This window comes from Pseudorhodobacter sp., assembly GCF_030452865.1.
GTDB lineage: Bacteria > Pseudomonadota > Alphaproteobacteria > Rhodobacterales > Rhodobacteraceae > Pseudorhodobacter.
The window spans coordinates 1-5,677 of record NZ_JAKDLJ010000236.1 but is presented as its reverse complement, the minus strand read 5'-3'; the positions used below and the strand labels follow the sequence as shown (position 1 = coordinate 5,677).

Sequence of the window (5,677 nt, the reverse complement as noted above, 5' to 3'; positions counted from 1 at the left end):
CCAGCTATGATGAAAGCGTGGCGCAAGCGATCCGTTTGGCCGATGAAAACGGCTGGATCCATCTGTCTGATGGGTCGTGGCCCGGCTACACCGAACGTCCCGCCCTGATCCTTGAAGGCTATTCCGTCCTGTCGGCGGAATGCGCCGAACAATTCGCCGCCGTGAACATTTGGCCGACGCATGTGTTTTTGCAGGCAGGCGTCGGCGGGCTTGCAGCAGGGGTTGGCGCGCATATCCGGGACCGTTGGCCGGTTCAGCCGACGATTGTTGTGGTGGAACCGGACCGCGCGCCCTGCCTGCAAAACAGCATTCGCGCTGGCAAACTTACACCGGGCAACGGGCCGGATTCCAATATGGGCCGCCTTGATTGTAAAAATGCCTCATTGATCGCGTATGAATCGCTGCGTGAGGATGCCGATATCTTTGTGACTGTTACCGACAAGGCTGCGGCAGAGGCCGCCGACCTGCTTGCGGCACGGGGGCTTGCCACCACACCAAGCGGGGCGGCAGGGTTGGCGGGACTGATTGCTCTGGTACCGGGGAAGGAAAGTCGCTGCATGATCGTCGTTTCGGAGGGGCCGGAAAATGGTTGAACCGCTACGCGCTGCGCGCCTGACTGACCAGATGACAGCATGGCGCCACGCCTTTCATGCCGACCCGGAGCTTGGTTTCAACGAACACCGTACCGCTGCACGGGTGGCCGACCTGTTGCGTGACTTCGGATTGGAGGTGCACGAAGGTATTGGCGGCACCGGTGTTGTGGGCATTTTGCAGCGCGGCAATGGCAGTGGCAGCATCGGGCTGCGCGCCGATATGGATGCCTTGCCGATACTGGAGACATCAGGGCGGACCTATGCCTCGCAAAACCAAGGGGTGATGCATGCCTGCGGCCATGACGGGCATATGGCGATGCTTTTGGGTGCAGCGTCGCTTTTGGCGCAGGAGGGGCGTTTCAACGGGCGCGCCGTTTTCATCTTTCAACCGAATGAGGAGAACGGAAAAGGCGCGCAAGCCATGTTGGCGGATGGGTTGTTTGAACGGTTCACAGTGGATCAGGTCTACGGTTTGCACAACATTCCGGGGCTCGGCTTGGGTGAATTTGCTACCCGATCCGGGCCGATCACCGCCAGTGAAAGCCTGTTCAGCATCACCATTGCGGCGCGTGGTGGCCATGCCGCCTTGCCGCATATGGGGGTCGATGCGATCACGGTTGGCGCCGAAATGGTCGGCGCGCTTCAGACCATCGTTTCGCGCAAGCTCGACCCCAGCGTGAACGGCGTGGTTTCGGTGACCGAGTTCGTGACCGACGGCCGCCGCAACGTCTTGCCGGGTGCTGCCGTGCTTTCAGGGGATGCCCGTGCGCTGACACCTGCGCTGACCGAGATGATTGCAAACCGGATGCGCCAAATCGCGAAAGGTATTGCGATGGCGCATGACGTGGATGCAACCGTTGCGTTCGATACGATCTTTCCGCCGTCGATCAACGCGCCAGAGGCCGTCGCGCAAGCCTGTGCTGCGGCGACGATGACGGTGGGGGCCGCGCAGGTCGATGGCGGTTGTGCCCCAAAGCTGTTCTCCGAAGATTTTGCCCATCTCGCAGCGGCGCGTGACGGGTGCTTCATTCTGATGGGCAACGGCACAACCGGCCAAAATGCCCGCGCGTTACATGCCAGCGACTACGATTTCGCGGACGCCGCCTTGCCGATCGGCGCCAGCTATTGGGTCAATCTGGTGGAGCGATGCCTGCCGTGACGCGCCCGGACCAGCCGTTGGGGACGAAAGCCCTTTGCGGGGAATTCCCCGAACCGGTCTGATGTCGCGTGTCAACGGGCGTTCGTGTGCCGCACGGGATTATCACAGCGCCCGTCAGTCGAGCAGGAAAAAGCGCGAATATATCTGCCAGATCTGCAGTGCTATGGCGAGGATACCGAATGTGATGTGGTAAAAACGCTGCCGCACAAACATGCCGGTCAGGGCCAGCCCCGCCAAGATCAATTGCCGGACCGGATACATCGACCCCATCGATTGAAAATGATCCGCACCTTTTATCGCGCTATCGGCCATGTCGACCAGAAAAAGTGCGGCCAAAAGCCCATAGAACCAGCGGGCGCGGGAATTGAAGTAATCCTCAAAACCGGAATACTCTCCCATCTGGTCCGGAAACAACAGCGATGAGATAAAGAAGATCAGGGCGGCGTATGAAATGACGAAGGCGTATTCGGGGTATGCCCACTTTGTGATCGTCGAAAGTCCGAACTGAAACCACCAGAAATGGGTCACGAACACAAGCATGAACACGGCCCAGATGAAATGGGCGGGATAGATCGGCATCTTGCCGGGATGCTGCACGAAGCGGGAAAAGCCGTTCAATATCCGCGTCACGCTAAGCCCGGTTACCAGCCCGATCACGATCCGGACGTGGCCAAAGCCCTGAATGTCGCCCGCCGAAAAGTCGATTGCCATTACCAGCGGTCCCCGAAATACTGCCTGCGCAGTTCATCTACTATGCCAGCCTCTTTCAAGCCAAGAAGCGCGATTGTGATGGGTTTTCGCAGATCGCCATCCAGCGGCATGGCAAAGCCGTATTTGTCCGGCTCAAATATCTCACCCACCACCGACAGGTTCTGTTCCGGGTGAATATGGGCGTAATACTCCAGCACCGGCGCATCGGCGATCACCGCATCGACGCGCCCGGCTTTCAAAGCTGCAACCGCCTCGTCGATGCCGTGATAGGATCGGCTGTGCAGACCGAAGGTTTCTGCAAAATCCTCCGACACACTGCCAGCGAAGACGCCGATGGTTTTACCCGGCAGGTCGGCAGGCCCGTTGATTGATCCGGTAATCGCCAGCGTCGTCATCACACTGGTAACCGACGATGTGATATAGGCGAGAACCCCGATACCACAAACCAACCAGATCGCAGCCCAAAGCCGACCAACCCAACCGAACAGATTGCTGCGTGAAGGCGGCCGCCCCGATGTGGCCACCGACATCACGGTATAAAGCCCCTCTGCCAAACCATCGCGCCATCGTTTCGGGTATTTCGGGTCGAAATGACGGTCGAACAGCGTAATCCCGATGGTTGCGGCCAAGACGATCAGCAGCATCCAGCCATAGGTCCGCAAATGCCCCGCCGACGACAACCCTTGCCAAACCGCACCAACGCCGTGGCTTTGCCCTTCGGCCACCATGATCCGCTGTCCGGCATCGAACCAGGGCTGCGTGAAACTGACGCTTTCGGCCCGCTTCTTGGTAATCGTCATGTTGGTAACAGCCACATCGACATCTCCACGCGCGGTTGCCGCAACGAGGTCTTTCGGGCTGTCGAAATAGGTGTAGTTGCTTTGCAGTTGCAGCGTCTCCGCCAGCTTTTCCCACAGGTCCACAGCCATTCCTGTCAAGGTGCCAGCGTCGTCGGTCATCACGAACGGCGGGCTGACGTAAAGTCCGACAGCGACATTTCTCTCTGCCTCCTGCGCAGCGAGTGCCGACGCAATGGAGAGAAAAAAGGCGACAAGCAGGAATTTCGACCCAAGGCGGTGAAAGATGTGAACATTCGACATGGGGCGATTCTAGCGATCGTCCCATCCATAGCAAGGAGATTGCGCCTTGTCATATTGCTGAGATCGCGCAATGGTTGTGCGCAAATCGGTTTCGGAGAGAGTTGCCGCACGGATATCGGCCCGGAACCCGTGAATCATTAGCGGAGTTTGCCGATGGTCCGAACCACGATAGCGACGCTTGGCCTGATGGCGCTGACCGGCTTTGGCGCGAACGCCCAGTCCGGCAACTGTGCGAATGCCGCAGATCAGGCCACGCTGAACCTTTGCGCCAATCAGGAACTTAAAACGGCGGATGCACGGTTGAACAAGACTTATCGTGCCCTGACCCGGAAGCTTGGCCCCGACAGTCTGAACCGCCTGAAGAAAGGACAGCGTGCCTGGATCGCCTACCGCGATGCCATCTGCGCGTTCGAGGCCGCACCTTCGCAGGATGGCAGTATCTATCCGATGGTGATGGCGGATTGTCTGGCAGCCGTCACCGCATCACAAACAGCCTTGCTTGAAGATCAACTGAATTGCGAAGAAGGCGATATGAGTTGCGTCAGCTACTGATCCGGTCGGCCAAACCCTGATGACTGACAGATTGCGGCAGCCCGAGGACAGGGCCGCTGCGCTCGCAGTGATCAGTATCCGTTCGGTGCGTTCGCGCAATCTTCGCGCATCGCCCCGTCGGAGCACATTTCGAGGTTTGCGGTTCCGGGATCAAAGCCGGGTATGCTTTCCGCTGTGGGTCGGTTCGGCTGATTCTTGGCCCGTTCCGCAGCTTCTCGCCGTTGGTTTTGCGCCGCAGCGCGGTCGTATTCGGCCTGTCGCTGCGCTGAAATCGACGCGAGACAGGTCGCCATCGCCCCGGTGCCATTGGCAAAGCCCTGACTGTTGCATCGCGCCATATCCTTCGCCTGCTGCTTCGCGTCAGCTTTGGCTTCCATTCGGGAGATTTCCTGACAGCCGGTGAGTGCAAGCGCTGCACAAATTATAACGAGTTGAATTTTCATCTTTTTGTTCTCTTGGCTTTGACCGTGCCGCTTCGCAAAGCGCGGTTCGAAGGTTGCAAAACATCCTGTAACGCGCGCGACGAGCTGCCGCACGCGTTACAGGAAACCGAAAGGCTCAATACCCCGCCGGGGCGTTCCGGCAATCTTCCCGCAGCGCGCCGTCGGAACACATCGACATATTCGCGGTGTCAGGGTCGTAACCTGTCTGTCCACGATAGGTCCCTTCGGTATTGCCTTCGACGCATCCGCCCAAGCCGAGGGGAAGCGCGAGCATCGCACCCATGGCAATTATCTTCATCATCATCGCTTCTCCTGCGTTGGATCGTGCAAGCATAGGTTTTGAAAAAACAGTAACACCAACCCGCCCAACATCGAAAACAGGGGATAATGGCCGAGTCGCTACAACTATAGCGATCATCTGCGGATTATGTAGCGCAAAATCTACCAGTTGAACGGATGGCGACGCCACACGATCGGCGTCGCCGGGATGCGTGATGGCTGGCAAGGCGTTCTTTGAACCCCATGCCGGATTGCAGCTTCCTGCAGGGTTCAGCCACCCAGAAAGGGCTTGGATTTCATCGTATCGGGGATGGGCAGGCCAAGCAGATCCAGAATGGTCGGGGCCAGCGACAGTTGGTCAAGCAGGCTGTCCGAGCGCGGCAGAGAGGTGCAACTGCCGAAGTAATACAGCGCGAAATCCTGCTGGTCTTCGCCCGCGCCGCCGTGATGGCCGCGCATCGACTGGCCGTGATCGGCGGTCACGATGACCTCGTATCCGGCCTTGCGCCAGCGCGCGATAAAGGGGGCAAGCTGCGCGTCGATTGCACAGACGGCGTGATCCATCTCGCCGCAGTCATGGCCGAAACGGTGCCCCATGCTATCCAGCGTGCAGGTGTGCAGCATGCCGTATTGCAGGCCGAACCGTTCGGTCAGCATCGTCAACGTCGCGAAAAGATCGGCATCGGCGGGGGTTGTCTGGTTGATCAGGTTGTAGCCGTGCATCGTGTGGAACCGGCCGTGATTGATGGTGGCGCTTTCAGGCTCAACATATTCCACAACGCGGAACGGATCGAAGGGGGAGCGGTTGAAGAATTCCGACCAGAAGGAATGGGCGACAGC

At 58.9% G+C, this 5,677-nt stretch carries 8 protein-coding genes; 3 read left to right on the top strand and 5 right to left on the bottom strand.

Annotation, left to right across the window (positions count from 1 at the left end; genetic code table 11):
• Nucleotides 1-593 (top strand): pyridoxal-phosphate dependent enzyme (locus L0H65_RS13270; protein ID WP_301459527.1); only part of this gene is annotated, 593 nt, incomplete at its 5' end.
• Nucleotides 586-1,752, top strand: coding sequence for an amidohydrolase (locus tag L0H65_RS13265; protein WP_301459526.1), 1,167 nt, complete (start codon nucleotides 586-588; stop codon nucleotides 1,750-1,752). The genes L0H65_RS13270 and L0H65_RS13265, both read left to right, overlap by 8 nt.
• A 114-nt stretch (nucleotides 1,753-1,866) precedes the next feature.
• Here L0H65_RS13265 and L0H65_RS13260 read toward each other — a convergent pair whose 3' ends face one another.
• Together L0H65_RS13260 and L0H65_RS13255 are read right to left on the bottom strand one after the other, a co-directional pair.
• Nucleotides 1,867-2,463, bottom strand: coding sequence for a hypothetical protein (locus L0H65_RS13260; protein ID WP_301459525.1), 597 nt, complete (start codon nucleotides 2,461-2,463; stop codon nucleotides 1,867-1,869).
• Nucleotides 2,463-3,563, bottom strand: coding sequence for a transporter substrate-binding domain-containing protein (locus L0H65_RS13255; RefSeq protein WP_301459524.1), 1,101 nt, complete (start codon nucleotides 3,561-3,563; stop codon nucleotides 2,463-2,465). The genes L0H65_RS13260 and L0H65_RS13255 overlap by 1 nt, the downstream gene beginning before the upstream one ends.
• Before the next feature lie 153 nt (nucleotides 3,564-3,716).
• On the opposite strand from L0H65_RS13255, the gene L0H65_RS13250 reads away from it, so the two are divergent.
• The gene (locus L0H65_RS13250; RefSeq protein WP_301459523.1) at nucleotides 3,717-4,115 is read left to right on the top strand and encodes a lysozyme inhibitor LprI family protein; all 399 of its coding nucleotides are present in this window, start codon (nucleotides 3,717-3,719) and stop codon (nucleotides 4,113-4,115) included.
• 71 nt (nucleotides 4,116-4,186) lie between these two features.
• On the opposite strand, the gene L0H65_RS13245 is transcribed toward L0H65_RS13250, so the two are convergent.
• The 3 genes from L0H65_RS13245 to L0H65_RS13235 all read right to left on the bottom strand — a co-directional run.
• Entirely contained in the window at nucleotides 4,187-4,492 is a 306-nt protein-coding gene (locus tag L0H65_RS13245) for a hypothetical protein (protein ID WP_301459522.1), read from the bottom strand.
• A gap of 181 nt (nucleotides 4,493-4,673) precedes the next feature.
• Nucleotides 4,674-4,862: a hypothetical protein gene (locus tag L0H65_RS13240; RefSeq protein WP_301459521.1), complete on the bottom strand. Its 189-nt coding sequence runs from the start codon at nucleotides 4,860-4,862 to the stop codon at nucleotides 4,674-4,676.
• Between the two features lie 245 nt (nucleotides 4,863-5,107).
• Nucleotides 5,108-5,677, bottom strand: a 570-nt coding sequence (locus L0H65_RS13235) for an alkaline phosphatase family protein (protein ID WP_301459520.1), incomplete at its 5' end; no start/stop codon positions are given.

Bases quoted from the DNA above. Each gene is read 5' to 3' on its own strand.
- L0H65_RS13265 (WP_301459526.1), top strand. From the start codon at position 586: ATGGTTGAACCGCTACGCGCTGCGCGCCTGACTGACCAGATGACAGCA.
- L0H65_RS13260 (WP_301459525.1), bottom strand. From the start codon at position 2,463: ATGGCAATCGACTTTTCGGCGGGCGACATTCAGGGCTTTGGCCACGTC.
- L0H65_RS13255 (WP_301459524.1), bottom strand. From the start codon at position 3,563: ATGTCGAATGTTCACATCTTTCACCGCCTTGGGTCGAAATTCCTGCTT.
- L0H65_RS13250 (WP_301459523.1), top strand. From the start codon at position 3,717: ATGGTCCGAACCACGATAGCGACGCTTGGCCTGATGGCGCTGACCGGC.
- L0H65_RS13245 (WP_301459522.1), bottom strand. From the start codon at position 4,492: ATGGAAGCCAAAGCTGACGCGAAGCAGCAGGCGAAGGATATGGCGCGA.
- L0H65_RS13240 (WP_301459521.1), bottom strand. From the start codon at position 4,862: ATGATGATGAAGATAATTGCCATGGGTGCGATGCTCGCGCTTCCCCTC.